The sequence below is a fragment of the Pseudarthrobacter humi genome (assembly GCF_024294965.1).
Taxonomy (GTDB): domain Bacteria; phylum Actinomycetota; class Actinomycetes; order Actinomycetales; family Micrococcaceae; genus Arthrobacter; species Arthrobacter humi.
The window spans coordinates 326,245-344,140 of record NZ_JANCLV010000003.1 but is presented as its reverse complement, the minus strand read 5'-3'; the positions used below and the strand labels follow the sequence as shown (position 1 = coordinate 344,140).

Sequence of the window (17,896 nt, the reverse complement as noted above, 5' to 3'; positions counted from 1 at the left end):
AGGACTCTCATTCAGGAACTTACCCGGTGCATGACGGGCAACTTCGCGGTCGTGGGCTCATCAGCCCAATACACGTCAGCAGAACTCCTGCATACGGCGCGAACCTTTTCGGCTGTACTCGGGAGTCAGGGCAGTCCTCGCGACCCGTATGACTTCCGTGTTGGGCTGATCGCAAAGAACTCACCAGAATACGTTGCGGCGTTCCTCGGAATCCTGCTCGCGGGAGCCGTCCCTTTTCTCATCGATCCGAACCTGAGGCCCGGTCAAATTGCAGACCTCCTGGAGTCCTGCGGTCTTGACTCGTACGTCAGCGACAGCGGCCATGGGGCGAATCCACAGCTGGCGACGGGTTTGTCGGGGCTTGACCTGGTCCGGTGTGCCGATCGGCCGGATCGTCCGTCACTGGCACCGACCACAGAAGTCTGCCGATTCACGTCAGGATCGACTCGAACAGCCGCGTGCATCGAGTTTTCTGGCCAAGCAGTGTTGAATGCCGCTCAAGGATGGATTACAGCGAGCGGCTTGTCGAGCCATGACCGGGTGCTGTGCTTCGCGGGTGGTTACAACGGGTTGGCATTTAACACGTCATTTGTTCCATCCCTGCTCGTTGGCGCAACTTTGTTCCTTCCTCATGCGCTGCCATCGGCGGCCTACGTGCGCCGCAAATTGGAACAGATCCAGCCGACCGTGCTGGTTGGATTTCCTGCTATTTACGATGCCCTATCCAAGCCGGGGCGGAAGTTACCGCCGCTCGATGAGCTAAGGCTTAGCCTCTCTTCCGCGGCTCAACTGGCCGAGCAGACGCGCGCAACCTTGGCCTCACGGGATAGATTGAACATCTCGGACTACTACGGCCTCGCCGAAACGGGCCCCCTAACTCTCGACCCGCGGCCAACAGACCCCGCCGGGGGTCAAGGCCGGCCACTTGATCATGTCAATATCAGCGTTGTCGAGCCAGAGGTTCATGGAGCCGACGGAGACATACTCGTCCGATCGACTTCCATGGGTACGCGGTACCTTAACTATCCTGGCCTCTTCGAACAGCGGCTAACCGCTGAAGGCTACTACATCACGGGTGATCAAGGACGCCTAGTCGGCGAGGTGCTGTTCCTGTCCGGACGCAAGGGGAGAGGCATCAACGTAGGAGGCAAGAAGGTCTCCGCTGAAGAGGTGCGCAGTGCCTTGCTGAGGCACACAGACGTCACTGATGCTCACGTTCTAGCCCTCAATGTTCCAAACGGCAACGACACACATCGCACTATCCTCGCCGCCATCCTGTCTGTGGAAGCACAGCGGGAGGGCGCGCCTCTGTCAGCTGAGGGGGTGCGAGCCCATGCCGCGGCTCTGCTAGCAGCCCACCAGGTTCCCGAGCGGATTCTCGTCGTAGAGAACATTCCCCGCAGCGGATCCGGAAAACCACAGATTCAAGAAATTCTGGCCTTGCTCGGACCTGACGGACAGTCCTAGACCTTTATCCACTACATGCCGCACAAGAAAAAGGAACTGCAATGACCACTGCACTCTTGAAAGACCGAATTTCGGAGATTATTGAAGAAGTCTCTTCGGGTAGCGTCACCAAAGAACAAGCGCTAGATGCTAAGTCCGATCTGACGGATAAAGGATTCACGTCTCTGTCCTTTCTTCAGTTGATTGATGCCGTGGAGACAGAACTCGGCGTGTACATCGACCTCGAGGGCGACACAGGGTTCCTGCAGTCCGTAGACGGCATTGCCGGCTATGTGCACTCGCAGAGCGCAGCCTGACGGGCCATGTTCATGAGGACGCCATCGGTAGGGATTGTCGGCCACACCGGACGGCTGGGATCTGCGATCGAAAAGGCTCTTCACCGCACGGGCCACCCCGTCGGACAACGCATTAATAGCGCCGTCCACGACGCCACGGGCCCGGTGGATGTGGTGATCGATGCAAGCGCGCCAGGGGACTTCAACGTGCGTTGGCTATCTGTATCCAGAACCACGCTGCATTGATCTATTGCGTTTCATCCATTTCAAGTAGCGACCGGGACCTTTTGCTGTCTTACGGCCGGACCGCGCCGGTTGTCTTGGCCCCCAATCTCTCCTTCGGCCATTGGCTCCAACTGCAGCTGATCGATCTCGTAGCCTCGTCGTTAGCAGGGCTACCAAACGCGCCGTACGTTTCCGTGTACGAACGCCACCCCCGTACCAAGGCTGACCGGCCAAGCGCCAGTGCTCTGCAACTAGCTGAACGATGGGATGCCGCTTATGGCGTTCCTGTGCGAGAGGTGGCCAGTTACCGGGCCGGAGCCCGTGTCAGTGGACACCGGATTGACGTCGATCTTGACGGAGAGTCACTGACGATCCACCACGAGGTCACCGAACTTGGATCAGCTGCCCGAGGGGCAGTCCTGCTGGCCGACTGGGCAGCCGAACAAGGTCCTGGTGTGTACGACGCCCAAGAAGTATTCGGAATGATTTTTGGAAGGAAACTCCTTGACGACAACAGTTATTGATTCGCCTGCCTTCACACCCGCTCAGATCAATCTTATTAAGCAAATCAGCATCGCTGCCCGGTCACTGTCGCTCGGAGGGCATGACGACTTTAACCAGGGCCAAGTTTCGGCACGCATGCCGGGTGCGGATACGTTCTTCATCAAAAATGCCATCACCGGCTTTGATGAGTGCACCCCCGATGACATCCTGCAGGCCAGCACAGATCCGGAGGCCCCCAAGGACCGTCTACTGCCGCCCGAAGTTGTTCTGCACCAAGCGGTCTACAACGCGCGTCCGGATGTCAATGCGATCGTCCATTCGCACGCCCCCCACACACTCGTCCTTGGTGCTACCGATTTGCAGCTTCGAGCCGTTTCACACGACGGTGCCTTCTTTGAAGGCAGAACGCCTAGGTTCACCATGACAAGCAACACGATCCTGACGCTGGATGTTGCTGAGGCAGTGGCCAGTGCGCTGGGCACCTACCCGGCCGCGCTCCTCCGGAACCATGGCGGTGTTATTGTCGGAAAATCTATCCGACACGCCACGGTCTATGCGCATCTTCTGGAACGTGCGTGCGCACTCCAGCTAACTGCCGAGAGGGTCCCAGGCGGATACCACAGCTCGGACGAGGGTGACATCGCTGCGAAGCGCGAGTTCAACTTCGCGGACTTGTCTGTGCGCTCGTATTGGGATCACTGCTCACGCCAGGTTCACAGGCTGCTTCCTTTATACGCCTCTGGTCAAGTTTCCTAATGCCCGCGAAAACGCAATCCACGCCGACAGCAGATGCAATGGCCGACGAGGTTCTGATCGGTCGGCTACGCAGCTATGCGTCCGATGTGCTGGCCCCGATGGCACCGGAATACGAAGAAGATGCACGATTTCCCGATGAGGTGCTTCGGTTTCTGGGTAAGGGCGGGCTTATGCGGCTAGCCTATCCACCTGTGACAGCGGCGCCAGACACGTCAGCCAACCCCGATGCCTCTTCGATGAACTTTTATGAGTCAATTGAAATACTGAGCACAGGATGGACAGCGGTCGCTGAGTCCCTCCACCTGCAGGCCCTGGCGACCCATGGACTGGCCCACCACAGCGGGGAGGACCTCCGCGCCGAACTGCTGGAGGACATGCTCTCCTTCCAAAAAATCGGGGGCAACTGCTTCTCGGAACCAGACGCAGGTTCCGATCTATCTTCCTTGACGACACAAGCCATAGACCGGGGCGATCACTTTGTGCTGAACGGCACCAAGTCATGGGTAGGGCATGCACCCGTGGCAGACCTGTTGAATGTGTACTGTCGCACCGGAGGCCAAGGCATAGCGGGGATTTCATGCCTGCTGGTCGACGCCAGGACCTCAGGAATCACCATCGGCGCCGCGGAGCCGAAGATGGGTGTCAAGTCTCTCCCTACGGCTCAAGTGCGTTTCGTTGACGTCAAGGTACCCGCCAATCGCCTGCTTGGCCGCAAGAACCGGGGAATGCTCATAGCCGCCGAAGTCTTCCACAAAGGCCGCCTCGGATTGGCCGCGTGCGCAAACGGCCTCGCCGAAGCGGCCCTCAACACGGCCGCTTTGTATGCGAAACAACGAGAACAGTTCGACAGGAAGATCATTGAATTCCAGGGCATCTCCTTCATGCTGGCGGACATGTCTACCCAACTCGCTGCCTCGAAGGCTTTGACACGTCATGCGATAGGTGAAACTGGCTCTCCCGGAGCTCTGCTCCTTGCCTCGCAAGCCAAACTCTTTGCCACCGATATGGCCATGAAAGTCACCACCGACGCGGTGCAGGTCCTTGGTGCATACGGTTACACCCGGGCCAATCCCGTCGAGCGCTTTATGCGAGAAGCCAAGCTTCTCCAAATCATCGAAGGTACTAACCAGATACATCGCGCAACTATCGCATCGCACCTCTGATGCCACAAAGGATACCTATGCTCTTGCCGTCGAAATTTGGCTGCTTCCTCTCTCCCCTTCATCCCATCAGCGAAAGTCCACAACAGCTCATTCAACATGACCTCGAATTAGTCAGCTTTACCGAAAGCCTCGGGTTTGATGAATTCTGGGTCGGGGAGCACCACTCGGGAGGGTGGGGCCTGATCTCCAGCCCTGAACTTTTTATCGCTGCCGCATCAGAGCGTTCCTCACGGATCAAGCTCGCCACAGGCGTGGTCAGCGCCCCGTATCACCATCCCTATATGGTCGCCGAACGCGCTACGTTGTTGTCCCACCTGACCCAGGGCCGGTTCATTTTGGGGTTGGGCGCTGGATCAGTTACGGGCGATATGCACATGCTCGGAATCCAGCCATCAGAGACGCGCCCTATGACAGCGGAGTCCGTCGAGGTCATTTCGGAACTGCTCAACGGAGTAGAGGTCAGCCGCGACTCGGACTGGTTCACTCTCAATAGCGGTCGCGTCCAGCTTCGACCTTACGGAAACCGGCCGCCGGAGATCGTTGTGGCCAGCGCCGCAACGCCGTTCGGCATGAAGCTGGCAGGGCGTCTGGGGATCAACGCCCTCTCACACGGCGCACCCGCGTGGGGAGTGATCCGTCCGGGAGCTGATCTTGGCGTTGCTCAGCTGGCCAAACAGTGGGAAGCCCACGAGAGCGCAGCCGAGGCCAACGGCCACCGCGTCGAACGTTCCACCTGGAGAGTGTCGTTCCCGGTGCATGTCAGCACGTCGAAGGAAAAGGCACTGGACGAGATACACGATGGATGGGTGTACCAGCGCAACGAATTATGGAAGAGAACCATGGGTCTGCCCATGTCCCAAGCCAGCATCGCGGATGACAAGGCCTTTGAAGCCACCGTGCAGCAAGGAGGAATCATCGCCGGGTCAGTTGACGACTGCGTTCACCAGATCATGGAACTTGCCCGCGACTCGGGCGGGTTTGGCACACTTCTTGTCACGCTTCAGGACTGGGCAAGCCGTGAGAACCAGAAAAAAAGCCTAGATCTGTTCGGACGGTTCGTCATCCCGCGCCTCACGGGCCAAACGCAGTGGCAGCATGACTCCCGGGCGTGGACTGAGACCATGAAGAGCCAGTTCCAGACCCTTAATTCTGCGGGCCGCGGGTCCAACGTCTCAAAGGAAAAGAGTCGAGAGGCAACGCATGTCTGATACGACCCTCAAGAGTAGTGCGCCGGCACCGTTGCGGCGCAAATCGATGCCATCCCGAACCACTCAAGTCCTGATGCTGTGTCAGGCTCTCTACTACGCTTGTGTCAGCATCGATCTGACTCTGACGGCCATCGTTGGTCTGAGCCTTGCGCCGAGTGTCGCGTTGGCGACAGTTCCGTTAGCAATGATCACTATCGTCGGGACACTCGGCTCTGTCCTTGCAGGGCTGGCAGTCGCCCGGTTCGGATATCCCGCCGTCATGATGGCTGGCGCTATCGCCGGCGTCGCAGGCGGGGCGCTGTCCGTGACAGCAGTTTGCCTGGACTCATTTCTGCTTCTGTGTATTGGGACCGGAGTCGTTGGCCTCTATCGAGCAACGGGCGGATACATCCGGTTCATGGCAGCCGATCTTGCACCGCCCGGTGGGCGAGAACGGGCACTGTCATACATTCTTGCCGGCGGTCTCCTGGCGGCATTCGCCGGACCGTGGATCGCTACATCAACGGAGAATTTGTTCACTGTTAACTACGCCGGGTCGTATGCCATGGTTTCCGTGATGTGCTTGGCCACTCTTCCGCTGCTTCTGGTTATCGGGGGGGCAAAGTCACGACAGGCTGCAATCACAGGGCCGGTCGAACCCGGTGACGCCTCGTCCACCGCGAAGCCCCTCCGCGTCTCCGAGATCGCAAACCGTGGGGATTTTCTCACTGCGTTGCTGACCCTCGGCGTTGCCGGCGCGGCCATGACGATGATCATGGCCGTGGGCCCATTAGGTAGCGAACACCAGGGCCACTCCATGTCCATGAGCGCAGCGATCATCCAATGGCACTTGGTCGGCATGTTTGCCCCTTCGTTGTTCTCGGGCGCTCTCATGGACAAATGGGGTAAACGCAACATTGCCCTCATAGGCACGATCTTGCTGTGCGCCGGAACTGTCGCGGGCAGCCTCGGCAGTGGCTTCATCAACTTTCTCTCATCATTGCTGCTCAACGGCATCGGCTGGAACTTCCTGTTTGTAGCAGGTAGCGCCTATCTTGTCTCCTGCTACCCGCCCGGCCGCGGCGGAAGACTTCAGGCCATAGCAGAGGGAGTCGGGTCGGGTGCCGCTGTGGCGGCGTCCCTGGCCGCCAGCATCGTCTTCTATTCACTGGGATGGGAAGGGACCAACCTGCTCGCGCTCGGCCTGGGAGTGGCCTTGGGCCTGTGGCTCCTGGTTGGCGCGAGGAAATCCCGCTTCTCGCCGGCCGCAAAGGCTTGAACCGTCACGATGCCAGTCAACGACGTCAAGGGGCAAGCCTCCGAACTGAACAGCGTTACAGCAGTCCGGCTTGTAGTGCATGTCGGCGTCCTCTCAGCCTCGGATGATGAGTGCCTGGCTGTACCGGAACCGAGTGTCGGGGCGGCGATGCGCCGGCTTGCGCCGGCGAAAGCCGCATCGGCTCTTCGTGGGAGGGCACTCGCCGCGCGGATGCTCACTTCGATCGGTGCCGCGAGTGGCCTCGTCACCCGGTCCGTGACTGGCGCTCCCTTGGCAGCTGGCTATTCCATCAGCATCACGCATGCCGGAATCTACTCCGCTGCGGCGGTCTGCGTCGGATCCCACAGGTTAGGCATCGATCTGGAGGCGTGGCACATGCCAACGGCCAGCCAGGCCCGGCGGCTCGGATGCGGCACAGAGCCCCCGGACTTCACTAAACGCTGGACCACGCTAGAGGCCTATAGCAAAGCCTCAGGAATCCCTCTGGTGCGGTTACTGGGGAAAGCCCAACTCACGGTGGGTCGGCAGGCCACACCGGAGATGAACGAATGTATCCGTCAGGACCGTGAGTCTTGGCAAGTAGCAAATTTCGTGAGCCTGCCTGCACCGGCGCTGCATGAAATGACACTGGCCGTACTCGCCCCGGACCACGAACTCGTTGTCCGGCAATGGAAGGAAACGAATTGACGCAAACATCGACTGTTTCGGCGGGGCCGCTTACGTTCGGCCAGATGTCAGTATGGCGGGACATTGATGCCCTGCCAAGAGAACGTTGGCACGAACCGAACTACGTGACAATCATCAGGTTGCCGCCGGAAACCAGCGCAGGCATGATCGAATCGGCGCTTGTTGCCCTCGACACCCGGCACGAAGCCATGAGGACGCTATTCGATCTTGGAAACGCTAAGGAACCGCGTCAGATCCTGATGCCGCCGCTGCACGCCATCGATGTAAGCGTTCATTGCGTAAGTGCCGAAGACGTGGAGACAAAAGCGGACGAACTGCGGCGCCAACCCTTCGACCTGCAAAAGGTCCGCCCTTGGCGTGTTGTCGCACTCGCAGCCTCACCAGACACCGGCTTGCATGTAGACGGCGACGGCGAAGTCTCTGACCCAGGATTTGACCGGCTCACCCATGTCCTATTTGCCAAGCATCACATCGCGTTTGACGCGTGGGCGGTGGAGCTCTTGACGGCAGAGTTTTTGAACCTGCTCCGAGCACCTTCCGCGGAGTGGGATTCTCGGCCTGTTCACAGCCTCGCCGCCATCGCCGATGAACAGCGCCACACAGATGTTTGGGCTGCTCGGTCAGATGCAGCTCGACGGCATTTTGGTGCCGTCTACACCACGATTCCCGCGCGTTTCACGGCGGTCGCAGACGAACAGGCAGTATTGCAGGCCTCGCTGACTTCAACCGACTTGTACCGAAGCGCAACCGGGCTCGCGGTGTTGCTAAAGGTCTCTGTAGGGACCGTCGTAATCACGGGTGTCGTCCAGGCTGTTCGGCAATACACGGACAGCAGACCAATGGCCGTCGGACTCATGTCGTCCAACCGATTCGCGTCACGTTGGCGGGACCTGATCACCTCCATGAATCAGTGGATTCCGATCTCCCTGCCTCTTGCACCCAGCATGACTTTCCGGGAACAGGCCGAATTGATTCAGCGCAAGTCCATGGGGGCGTACCGGCTAGGCATATACGACGTAGACGTAATCTCGGACAGGGAGTTGGCAGAACAGGCCAGCACCGCAAGCCAGCCGACGGTGCATGTTAACGTCATTAGTTCCCGTGCCGCCGACGAAAAGCTGACGGAACCGGATGAAGCCCTAGAGATCGAATGGGAACGAGTATTTTCCTCAGTGGGGCCACGGTGCTACCTACGCATCTTCGTCGGTGAGAAGAACTTGGTCCTGAAGTTGCGCACGAATGGCTTGCCCGAGCACGTGCTGGAGGGCATCCTTCGCGGTACCCGTGACGTCGTTACGAAAGCCCTGCAAAGCAGAGAACTCCTTACCGCTACACCCGAAGGCTGCGTTTGACTTATGAAGATTCACGAAAGTTCACGAAGTCACATTCTGATTGTCCACAGGTGGCGCGGTGAAGTGGCAAGATATGCCGAATATATTGATCATGCATCCGCAGCGGTCACCTACGTCGTCACTCAGGCGGGCATGGACTCATTTCCTATGCAGAGAGCCTTTGACACCGAAGTGGTGACGACGAGCGGCCAACCCATCGCAACTGACACGGACATCGAGGTTTACGCGGCCGCCGTCCAAAAGATGGTAGGGCGGGTGGGGCCCGTAACGAGGCTCATTGCATTGCACGAGGGCGACCTTCTTGCGGCCGCTGTGATCCGCGAGCGACTGGGAATCGCCGGAGATCGCACTTCGGACGTCCTTCCATTCCGCGACAAGCTGGTCATGGCTAGACGGCTAGAGACAAACGGGGTTGATGTGCCGGCCACCGAACCCGTCGAAACGAGTCAAGATATCCTCAAATTCGCTTCGAATCGGGGGTGGCCGGTGTTCGTGAAGCCGCGCGCTGGGACAGGATCTTCCGGCACGTCCCGTCTGGACGGACCTCGCGAAGTTGAACGTTTCGTTCTCCCGGACGACGAGGCAATGATTGTCCAACCCTTCATTCAGGGCACCGTGGTACATGTTGACGGCTACTTCACTGGAACTCGGCTTGAGGTGTGGAAGGCGTCCCACTATCTCAACACGTGCTACGAGTTCGATTCCGGAGCGACACTGGGCTCCGTCGAAATCGACGACCGTACCTCCCTGGACCATATCGCGGATTTCACCACCAAGGTTCTCTGTGGAATCACCCAGGACCCGCAGGTCTTCCACCTGGAACTCTTCGCCCGGAACTCCACGCTCACAGAGTTCGATTTTCTCGAAATTGCGGCACGGGTAGGGGGCGCCGAAATACCGTACGTGTGGCGCGAGGTGCACAACACTGACCTCCTCGCCATCGCCTTCTCGATTCAGGCTGGCCAGCAAATTTGCATACCTCATCGGCCGCTTGAGAAGACCACCAGCGATGTCGCGGGCTGGCTAATAGTACCGCCATCATCCGCCAGCCCATGCGTCGTGGAAGCAGCCGACAGCCGGATCGGCGCCCCTGGTGTGTACGCCGAGGTCCTGCCAACAGTCGGCGCCGTAATGCCCAACGTCGGCGGATATGAAATGACCGGGGCACGATTCAGGTTCCGCGGTCCAGACACCGCGACCGTGGCAAAGGAACTCCTGACGGTCGCCGCCGACTACGAACTCACGACGCGCGCCACGGCCAGGGAAACACTGCTGGTATTTGGGGCAGGTGCCCACAAATACAGGGAGTATGGGCTCCAGAGCTTGGCTGGCCAGGCGAATATCGTTCTGCTCGACACCGTGGACCCGACATGGCAGCAGGACTACATAGACCGGCACCTGAGAATCTCACGCGACACGCCTCAGGAGACAATTCGGCTCGTTGCGCAGGTCCTGCTGGAGACAGAGGGACCAGTGGCCGTGATGACGTGGGACGAGACGCTTGTCGCCCTTGTCGCAGAGATTGCAACTATTCATGACTTACCTGGCATGTCACCGCAGGCAGTCGCCAACTGCCGCGACAAGTACGCAACCCGTTCACTACTTAACGCGGCGGGAATATCGCCTGTCCACGCCAGCTTGGTCAGCTCCGAAGAAGAGGCCGTTCACCAAGTCAGGAGTAGTGGAGGATATCCTGTCATCCTCAAACCCCGTTCCTTGGCGGCAAGCGTTGGCGTTGTGCTTGCAGCCGATGAAGCGCAGCTGCGGGCCGCCTACCGGCAAAGTGAAGGCAGTGTGTATCCCGGACTCGGGCGACAGCCGGGAACCCTGATTGAGCAGTTCCTGGAGGGTGACGAGATCAGTGTGGACTGCATCGTTTTCCAAGGGAATGTACGCTGCGCAAACGTTGCCAGGAAACGTCTGGGCCCAGCACCGCATTTTGAGGAGATCGGCCACCTTGTCTGTCCATGGACCGATGAGGCATGGTTCGCCGAAGTGGAAGACATGCTGCAGCATGTTCATACTGCCCTAGGGGTAAGCAGCGGCATCACGCATGCCGAGATCCGGCTCACCGGGAGAGGTCCTCGGCTCGTTGAACTCAACTGCCGCCTCGGCGGAGACCTCATCCCTCATCTCGGCTATCTGGCCCACGGGACGAACCTCGTCATCGCAGCGAAAGAGATCGCATTCGGGCGCCGTCCCGCGGTGCACCAAGGTGGCACCGGATTCGCAGAAGTGTCCTTCATCTATCCGGATGAGGACTGCGTAATTGAGAATGTGGACGCTACCGCCGCCCGAACCGTGCCAGGTATCCACGCCGTACATGTGCTCGCCGAAGCAGGCCAAGTTCTTCAGCTACCTCCCCGAGGCGTTGTGCCCCGTGCCGCTGCAATCATCGCCACCGGAAGTTCCGAAGAGTCGTGCGCCGACACCATCAGAAAAGCGGCTGACCTCCTTGAGATAAGGTCCAAGCCTCTGGCGGCAGCCCCCGCCTGAAAGTACGAGCGATCGTAGCTCGTCGTCTGTTGCTGCTGCGAAAAGGTCCATACCTATCAACAGCCGGCAGACGTCATTTGGTTCCGTCCAGTTAGCCCGATGCGCCTTACTCTTCGGTCCTGTTGACGCCGGATGTGATGCGCGCTACAGTTGACCGAAGTTATACGAATAACCCACCAAAGCAACTGGCCCGAGGAGGTGCCCATCATGGCTGGATCACGGCCTAAGTCCGGACCGACTATGCATGACGTCGCTGCTGCTGCCGGCGTTTCACAGGCCACCGTGTCGTTGGTGCTGAATTCGGCCTCCGGGTCGCGCTTCTCCGAGGATACCCGTAAGCGAGTTCGGGACGCCGTGAACCGGCTCGGCTACCGGACCAACGCCCATGCGAAAGTCCTTCGCGAGGGCGTGGCCGGCATGATCGGGTTCATCGGCGATTCCGTGGCCACTACCCCTTTTGCCGGCGCCATCATCGAAGGTGCGCAGCAGCGGGCGTGGGAGGACGGGCTCTTGCTGCTCGCTGTGAACACCGGTGGAGATAGGCAGCTCGAGGCCGCTTCGTTGGACACCATGCTCTCCTACAAGGTTGCCGGCGTGGTCTACGCCGCCATGTATCATCGGCGGCTGGAAGTTCCGGAGGCCCTGGCGGGCGTCAGGTCCGTGGTGCTGAATTCGCAGGACCGGGCCGGTCGGGTCCCGAGTGTCGCCCCGGACGAGGTCAAGGGCGGGTACGCGGCCACCACCCGACTGCTCGAGGCGGGCCACACCAAGGTAGGGATGATCAATATCGAAACCCTTGAAAGCGGCCTTCCTGCCGCCGTCGGCCGCTATGAGGGCTACTGCGCGGCACTTGAGGAAGCGGGGCTGGACGTTGATCCGTCGCTGGTCCGTTTCGGTCAAGGCGGTGAGGAGCATGGCTACAAGTACGCGATGGAGTTGCTGACCTCCAGCAACCCGCCGACCGCTATTTTCTGCGCGAACGATCGCGGCGCCTGGGGTGCCTATCAGGCCGTCTCGGACCTGCGCCTCTCAATCCCTGGGGACGTCTCGATCGTGGGGTTCGATAATCAGGCGACTCTGGCGCCGTTTCTTCGTCCGGGATTGACCACTTTTGAATTGCCGTTCGTCGCCATGGGCCGGCGCGCGGTTGAGCTGATCCTCCAGGATGCGGAACCCGATGGCCGGGTCGAGCTGATGGACTGCCCTCTGATTGAAAGGAATTCAGTGACTCATCCTAAGGAGATGCCATGAGCCGCACCATCCCGGCCCGACGCGGGCGTCCTGCTGCGGCGCCGTTGCCGCAGCGGAAAACTTCTCTTTCGCTCCGCTTGAAGAGGATTTCCCAGGCCTGGCAGTTATACGTATTACTAGCCCCGGCGATCATCTACGTTCTGGTCTTCAAGTACTGGCCGATGTACGGCGTTCAGATCGCTTTCAAGAACTACAACCCGGTGGACGGGTTTTCGGGCAGCCCCTGGGTGGGCCTGACCCACTTCATCAGGTTTGTGAACTCCTACCAGTTCGGCCAGGTGGTCGGTAACACCTTGTGGATCGCCGTCCTAGGCCTGCTGCTGGCCTTCCCCATTCCGATCATCCTGGCGTTGCTGGTCAATCAGCTCCAGAGCGAGAGGTTCAAGAAGTTCACGCAGACGGTGCTGTATTCGCCCGCATTCATCTCCACCGTGGTGGTGGTGGGCATCATGTTCGTCGTTCTGTCCCCGAGGTCGGGGCTGGTGAACAACGCCATCCAGCTGGGCGGCGGTGAGCCGATCTTCTTCATGGGTTCGGCGGAGTGGTTCCGTCCTATCTATGTGATCTCGGATGTCTGGCAGAACGCCGGCTTCTCGATGATCGTGTACCTGGCGGCCCTGGCGGCCATCGACCCGGCGCTCCACGATGCGGCCAAGGTCGACGGTGCCTCGAAGCTGCAGCGCATCCGCCACATTGACCTGCCGGGCATCATGCCGGTGGTGACCATCCTGTTTATCCTGGCTATCGGCAACCTGCTCAACGTCGGTTTCGAGAAGGCGCTGCTGATGCAGACGCCGCTGAACCTCTCAAGCTCGGAGATCATCCAGACCTACGTCTACCACGCAGGCCTGCAGCAGGCGCAGTTCAGCTACTCGGCCGCCATCGGCCTGTTCAACTCCCTCCTCAACCTGGCACTGCTGCTCGTCTTCAACACGATTGCGCGCCGGGCCAACCAAGCGACCCTGTGGTGATGCCGAAATGTCCCTGACAACCAACCGCCGCACAACCGTGAACCCGAACCGGCCCCTCGGCCAGGTCCGCCCCAAGCAGATACTGCGTGCCAAATACGGCGACCGGGCATTCAACTTCGCCGCCACCACCGTCCTGCTGCTATCCATCCTGTCCGTGGTGTACCCGCTGTACTTCATCGTCATCGCCTCCATTAGCGACCCGAACGCCGTCTACGAAGGTAAGGTCTGGCTGTTTCCTTCCGGTGTCACTACCGAAGGCTACGAACGGATCTTCGCCGACAGCCGCATCTGGAACGGCCTGGGCAACACCGTCATCTACACCGTGCTCGGCACCGCCGTCAGCGTCAGCACCATCCTGTGCGGCGCCTACGCACTGTCCCGCAAGGACATGCCCGGCAGGAAGATCCTGATGCTCCTGTTCGTGATCACCATGTTCTTCGACGGCGGACTCATCACCAAGTACCTGGTGGTCCGCGACCTGGGCATGCTGGACACCGTCTGGGCCGTGGTCCTTCCCGGCGCGGTGGGCGTATGGAACCTGATCATCGCCAGATCCTTCTTTGAACACACCATCCCGAACGAACTACGCGAAGCCGCCCAGATGGACGGCGCAACCGACTTCAAATTCTTCTTCAAAATGGTGCTCCCGCTGTCGAAGCCGCTGATCATGCTCATGATCATGGTCCACGTCGTGGCCCACTGGAACTCGTTCTTCGACGCACTGATCTTCCTCAACGACGACTCCAAGTACCCGCTGCAGCTCGTCCTGCGCAACATCCTCATCCAGTCAGACGTCTCATCCACCGGAACCACCGGCGGAGACATCGAATCCTATGCCGCCGCGCAACGGATCGCAGAGCTCACCAAGTACGCCATGATCGTCGTCTCGAGCCTGCCACTCATGATTGCCCTGCCTTTCATGCAGAAGCACTTCACCAAGGGCGCCATGATCGGCGCCGTCAAATAGGTCTCTTCCCGCACTACCCGCCGCCCGGGCAACCGCCGTCGGACGGCAGCACACCCACCGCAAGACCCCACCTCAGAATAGGAATGACCATGGCATTTAGCCGCAAACTCGCCGCCCTCGGCGCCGTCCTGGCCGGAACATTGATGTTCACCGCCTGCTCCGGCGGCGGCTCAGGCACCACGGAAATCAAAGACGCCTCCGCGGACTTCGGCTTCCAGGAAACAGGCTTCCCGATCGTCAGCAAGCAGCTGGACCTGACGTTCTCCGGTACCAAGGCCGCACTGGCCCCGGACTACAACACCATGACCGTGGTGAAGGAATGGGAAAAGGCCACCAATGTCCACATCAAATGGGAGAACCTGCCGGAAACGGTCTTCCAGGAAAAGAAGAATCTGATCCTAGCCAGCGGTGACCTGCCCGATGCTTTCTTCAACACCGGGCTGACCGACGCCGAGATCGCCACCTACTCCGGCAGCGGCACCCTCATCCCGCTCGAAGGGCTCATCGAGAAGAACGCACCCAACCTCTCCAAGCTGCTCTCGGAACGACCTGACATCAAGGCAGCCATCACCTCGTCGGACGGGCACATCTACTCCCTGCCGTCGGTAGAGGAGCTCGGCCTGGTCCAGTTCCCCAACGAACTGGCCATCAACATTTCCTGGCTGAAGAAGCTCAACATCCCGATGCCGAAAACCATCGATGAGTTCCACGACGCGCTGCTGGCGTTCAAGACCCAGGACGCGTCCGGGACGGGCAAGACCATCCCCTTGAGCTTCATGCCGGGCTCCTGGTGCGGGGACATCGTGGACCTGATCGCCGCCCTCGGCGGAGTGCCGGACAACATGGACCACCGCATCGTCCAGGACGACAAAGTCATCTTCACCCCTACCCAGGACGGCTATAAGAAAGCCATCCAGACCCTGCACGAGTGGTACCGAGAAGGCCTGATCGACCCCGAGTCCTTCTCCCAGGATGACAAGGCGTACCTGGCCAAGGGCAAGGCGGCCACCGAAAACCTCGGCTCCTTTGTCTGGTGGGAAGTCCCCGAAATGGTCGGCGCGGACCGCGCCAACCACTACGCTCTGGTCCCGGTCCTGGAAGGCGTGAACGGCAAGCGGATCGCCAGCCAGTCCAACAACCAGGAAATCGCCCGCGGCGCCTTCGCCATCACCCGGACCAACAAATACCCGGCAGCGACCATGCGCTGGGCCGACAACCTCTACGACCCCATCCAGTCCGCCCAGGCCAACTGGGGACCCATCGGTGAAACGCTGCAAAAGGACGCCAGCGGCCTCCTGACCCAGATCCCCGCCCCGGCCGGGACCAGCGAAGGCGAACGACGCCAAAAGGTCGCCCCGGGCGGCCCGAAGGCCAACACCGCCGAGAACTTCACCTCTGTCGTCGCTCCCGAACCGCGCGCCGCCGAACGCCAGAAAACTGTCAACGAACTCTACAAGCCCTTCGCCGGCAACGACGGCTACCCCCCGGTCGCCCTCTCCAACGAAGAACTCCAGCAGATCAGCACCATCCAGACCGACACCACCTCACTGGTGAAGCAGAACATGGCCAAGTGGATCGTCTCCGGCGGCATCGAGCAGGAATGGGACGGCTACGTCTCCCAGCTCAAGAACGTCGGCGTCGACAAAATGATCGAGGTCTACCAGCAGGCCTACGACCGTTACCAGAAAAACTCCTAGCGCCACAACCGGGGTGGGCCGGCGTAACCGGCCCACCCCACCTTCCGGGAGCCCTTTGAACAAGGGTTCACCCGCAGATCTGCACAGAAACGAGACCTCACCTTCATGACTGCCGCGACCGCCACCACGGCCGACACCTTCCGGCCGGCCCTGCACTACGCAGCCGCGAACACCTGGCTTAATGACCCCAACGGCCTGATTTTTCATGAGGGCGTCTATCACCTCTACTATCAGAACAACCCGCTGGATAACGTTTGGGGAAACATGTCCTGGGGACACGCCACCTCCCCGGACCTGATCACGTGGACCGAACACCCCGTCGCCATCTCCTGTGACGAGGAGGAAGACATCTTCTCCGGCAGCATCGTTTTCGACCGGAACAACACCAGCGGATTCGGGACCGACTCGGCTCCGCCGTTGGTCGCCGTCTACACCAGCGCCTTCAAGCCCGGCTCCGCATACCAGGGCCTCCAGGCACAGTCCCTGGCCTACAGCCGCGACGGCGGCTACACCTGGACCAAACACGCCACCAACCCCGTCCTGAACCGCGGGTCCGCCGAGTTCCGGGACCCCAAGGTCATAAAGTACGACGGCGGTGCCGGCAGCTACTGGGTCATGGTCGCCGTGGAAGCCACGGACTTCCAGGTGGTGCTCTACAAGTCCGAGGACCTGAAGAGCTGGGAGCTGCTGAGCACGTTCGGCCCGGCCAACGCCACCGGAGGCGTCTGGGAATGCCCCGACCTCTTCCCCCTCCCCGTCGACGGGGACCCGGAGAACATTCAGTGGGTCCTCACCGTGAACCTCAACCCGGGCGGACCCAACAAGGGCTCTGCCGGGCAGTACTTCGTCGGAGACTTCGACGGGACCGCGTTCACTTCGGCCACCACCGTGACCGAAGGCCTCCAGGACCCGGACCGGCTGGGCGAGTACCAGTGGCTGGACTGGGGCCGGGACTACTACGCCGCGGTCTCTTTCAGCGACGTCCCCGACAACCGGCGCCTCATGATCGCTTGGATGAACAACTGGGAATATGCCAACCAGATCCCCACCTCGCCCTGGCGCAGCCCCATGACGCTGGGCCGCGAATTATCCCTCCGCACCTTTGACGGAAAGGTGCGACTGATACAAGAGGCCACCGGAGATTTCGCCTCAATTTCCGATCCGGCCCGGGCGTTCAGCCTGGCGCACACGGAAATCGCTGAGGGTACACACATCCTGGACGGTGCAGCGGGCAGCGTCCAACGCATAGATATCACCCTGACGCCCGGAAGCGCCACGGAATTCGGGCTTGTGGTCCGCGGCGACGGGGACCAGGGAACCCGCATCGGCGTCAGGCCCGCGGAAGGCACTCTCGTTGTTGACCGGCGCGATTCAGGGCAGACAGGCTTCCACGAAACCTTCGCCTCCATCGACGCAGCCCCCATCCACGGGATCGAGGGCTCCTACAAGCTCACGATCTTCGTGGACCGCTGCTCCGTTGAGGTCTTCGCCCAGGACGGCCAGGTCACAATGACGGAATTGATCTTCCCGGCACCCAACAGTACCGACGTCGCCGTCTACGCCCTCGGGGGTACGGCCACGGTCGCCAACCTGGATGTCATTCAGTACGCCTGACTCAG

At 60.3% G+C, this 17,896-nt stretch carries 15 protein-coding genes; all 15 read left to right on the top strand.

The features are described 5' to 3' along the window. Positions 1 to 30 precede the first annotated feature (30 nt). Positions 31 to 1,467, top strand: coding sequence for a class I adenylate-forming enzyme family protein (locus tag NFC73_RS06890; RefSeq protein ID WP_254748774.1), 1,437 nt, complete (start codon positions 31 to 33; stop codon positions 1,465 to 1,467). A gap of 41 nt (positions 1,468 to 1,508) precedes the next feature. Beyond that, positions 1,509 to 1,763, top strand: coding sequence for an acyl carrier protein (locus NFC73_RS06885; protein WP_254748772.1), 255 nt, complete (start codon positions 1,509 to 1,511; stop codon positions 1,761 to 1,763). Positions 1,764 to 1,954: 191 nt separating this feature from the next. Beyond that, positions 1,955 to 2,491, top strand: a complete 537-nt coding sequence (locus tag NFC73_RS20980) for a dihydrodipicolinate reductase C-terminal domain-containing protein (RefSeq protein ID WP_372494590.1) — start codon at positions 1,955 to 1,957, stop codon at positions 2,489 to 2,491. Next, entirely contained in the window at positions 2,472 to 3,227 is a 756-nt protein-coding gene (locus tag NFC73_RS06880) for a class II aldolase/adducin family protein (RefSeq protein ID WP_254748770.1), read from the top strand. Before NFC73_RS20980 ends, NFC73_RS06880 begins: the two co-directional genes overlap by 20 nt. After that, the gene (locus tag NFC73_RS06875) at positions 3,227 to 4,390 is read left to right on the top strand and encodes an acyl-CoA dehydrogenase family protein (RefSeq protein ID WP_254748767.1); all 1,164 of its coding nucleotides are present in this window, start codon (positions 3,227 to 3,229) and stop codon (positions 4,388 to 4,390) included. The genes NFC73_RS06880 and NFC73_RS06875 overlap by 1 nt, the downstream gene beginning before the upstream one ends. Positions 4,391 to 4,407: 17 nt before the next feature. After that, positions 4,408 to 5,598: an LLM class flavin-dependent oxidoreductase gene (locus NFC73_RS06870; protein ID WP_254748765.1), complete on the top strand. Its 1,191-nt coding sequence runs from the start codon at positions 4,408 to 4,410 to the stop codon at positions 5,596 to 5,598. Continuing rightward, entirely contained in the window at positions 5,591 to 6,856 is a 1,266-nt protein-coding gene (locus NFC73_RS06865) for an MFS transporter (RefSeq protein ID WP_254748762.1), read from the top strand. The genes NFC73_RS06870 and NFC73_RS06865 overlap by 8 nt, the downstream gene beginning before the upstream one ends. Before the next feature lie 9 nt (positions 6,857 to 6,865). After that, positions 6,866 to 7,543 (top strand): 4'-phosphopantetheinyl transferase family protein, encoded by a 678-nt coding sequence (locus tag NFC73_RS06860; RefSeq protein WP_254748760.1) that lies wholly within the window; start codon positions 6,866 to 6,868, stop codon positions 7,541 to 7,543. Continuing rightward, positions 7,540 to 8,895 (top strand): condensation domain-containing protein, encoded by a 1,356-nt coding sequence (locus NFC73_RS06855; RefSeq protein ID WP_254748758.1) that lies wholly within the window; start codon positions 7,540 to 7,542, stop codon positions 8,893 to 8,895. The genes NFC73_RS06860 and NFC73_RS06855 overlap by 4 nt, the downstream gene beginning before the upstream one ends. A 3-nt stretch (positions 8,896 to 8,898) precedes the next feature. Next, entirely contained in the window at positions 8,899 to 11,391 is a 2,493-nt protein-coding gene (locus NFC73_RS06850) for an ATP-grasp domain-containing protein (protein WP_254748756.1), read from the top strand. A 207-nt stretch (positions 11,392 to 11,598) separates the two neighbouring features. Beyond that, positions 11,599 to 12,642 (top strand): LacI family DNA-binding transcriptional regulator, encoded by a 1,044-nt coding sequence (locus NFC73_RS06845; protein ID WP_256548677.1) that lies wholly within the window; start codon positions 11,599 to 11,601, stop codon positions 12,640 to 12,642. Further along, positions 12,639 to 13,613, top strand: a complete 975-nt coding sequence (locus NFC73_RS06840) for an ABC transporter permease (RefSeq protein WP_254748752.1) — start codon at positions 12,639 to 12,641, stop codon at positions 13,611 to 13,613. The genes NFC73_RS06845 and NFC73_RS06840 overlap by 4 nt, the downstream gene beginning before the upstream one ends. Before the next feature lie 7 nt (positions 13,614 to 13,620). Next, the gene (locus NFC73_RS06835) at positions 13,621 to 14,580 is read left to right on the top strand and encodes a carbohydrate ABC transporter permease (RefSeq protein WP_254748750.1); all 960 of its coding nucleotides are present in this window, start codon (positions 13,621 to 13,623) and stop codon (positions 14,578 to 14,580) included. Between the two features lie 89 nt (positions 14,581 to 14,669). After that, complete coding sequence (locus NFC73_RS06830; protein ID WP_254748748.1) at positions 14,670 to 16,277, top strand: ABC transporter substrate-binding protein; 1,608 nt, start codon at positions 14,670 to 14,672, stop codon at positions 16,275 to 16,277. Between the two features lie 105 nt (positions 16,278 to 16,382). Continuing rightward, a complete protein-coding gene (locus tag NFC73_RS06825; RefSeq protein ID WP_254748746.1) occupies positions 16,383 to 17,891 on the top strand; it encodes a glycoside hydrolase family 32 protein in 1,509 nt (502 codons plus the stop codon). The last annotated feature ends 5 nt before the right edge of the window (positions 17,892 to 17,896 follow it).

Bases quoted from the DNA above. Each gene is read 5' to 3' on its own strand.
- NFC73_RS06890 (WP_254748774.1), top strand. From the start codon at position 31: ATGACGGGCAACTTCGCGGTCGTGGGCTCATCAGCCCAATACACGTCA.
- NFC73_RS06885 (WP_254748772.1), top strand. From the start codon at position 1,509: ATGACCACTGCACTCTTGAAAGACCGAATTTCGGAGATTATTGAAGAA.
- NFC73_RS06875 (WP_254748767.1), top strand. From the start codon at position 3,227: ATGCCCGCGAAAACGCAATCCACGCCGACAGCAGATGCAATGGCCGAC.
- NFC73_RS06870 (WP_254748765.1), top strand. From the start codon at position 4,408: ATGCTCTTGCCGTCGAAATTTGGCTGCTTCCTCTCTCCCCTTCATCCC.
- NFC73_RS06865 (WP_254748762.1), top strand. From the start codon at position 5,591: ATGTCTGATACGACCCTCAAGAGTAGTGCGCCGGCACCGTTGCGGCGC.
- NFC73_RS06860 (WP_254748760.1), top strand. From the start codon at position 6,866: ATGCCAGTCAACGACGTCAAGGGGCAAGCCTCCGAACTGAACAGCGTT.
- NFC73_RS06850 (WP_254748756.1), top strand. From the start codon at position 8,899: ATGAAGATTCACGAAAGTTCACGAAGTCACATTCTGATTGTCCACAGG.
- NFC73_RS06845 (WP_256548677.1), top strand. From the start codon at position 11,599: ATGGCTGGATCACGGCCTAAGTCCGGACCGACTATGCATGACGTCGCT.
- NFC73_RS06840 (WP_254748752.1), top strand. From the start codon at position 12,639: ATGAGCCGCACCATCCCGGCCCGACGCGGGCGTCCTGCTGCGGCGCCG.
- NFC73_RS06835 (WP_254748750.1), top strand. From the start codon at position 13,621: ATGTCCCTGACAACCAACCGCCGCACAACCGTGAACCCGAACCGGCCC.
- NFC73_RS06830 (WP_254748748.1), top strand. From the start codon at position 14,670: ATGGCATTTAGCCGCAAACTCGCCGCCCTCGGCGCCGTCCTGGCCGGA.
- NFC73_RS06825 (WP_254748746.1), top strand. From the start codon at position 16,383: ATGACTGCCGCGACCGCCACCACGGCCGACACCTTCCGGCCGGCCCTG.